Source organism: Streptomyces sp. SID13726 (assembly GCF_010548375.1).
GTDB lineage: Bacteria > Actinomycetota > Actinomycetes > Streptomycetales > Streptomycetaceae > Streptomyces.
Genome location: NZ_JAAGLY010000921.1, coordinates 1 through 379 on the forward strand (window position 1 = coordinate 1; position 379 = coordinate 379).

The window sequence follows — 379 nt, forward strand, 5'->3', positions numbered from 1 at the left end:
GGCCGGCGGGTTCTTCGCCCCGCACGTGCGCGCGTACATGCGGCGCACGGGGGCACCCGACACGGTCGGCTCGCTCGTCGCGTACAAGGACCGCCGCAACGCGCTGAAGAACCCGTACGCGCACCTGCACGAGCACGACATCACCCTGGAGAAGGTCCAGGCCTCGCCGATGCTGTGGGACCCGATCCGCTACTCCGAGACGTGTCCCTCCTCGGACGGCGCCTGCGCGATGATCCTCACCGACCGGGCGGGCGCGGCCCGTTCGCCGCGGCCGCCGGCCTGGGTGCACGGCGGGGCGATGCGCCGCGAGCCGACGCGGTTCGCGGGCAAGGACTTCGTCTCGCCGCAGGCGGGCAAGGACTGCGCGGCCGACGTCTAC

At 73.6% G+C, this 379-nt stretch carries 1 pseudogene; it reads left to right on the plus strand.

Annotation, left to right across the window (positions count from 1 at the left end):
* Positions 1–379 (plus strand): annotated as a pseudogene (locus tag G3I78_RS51000) (thiolase domain-containing protein); the annotation flags it as partial.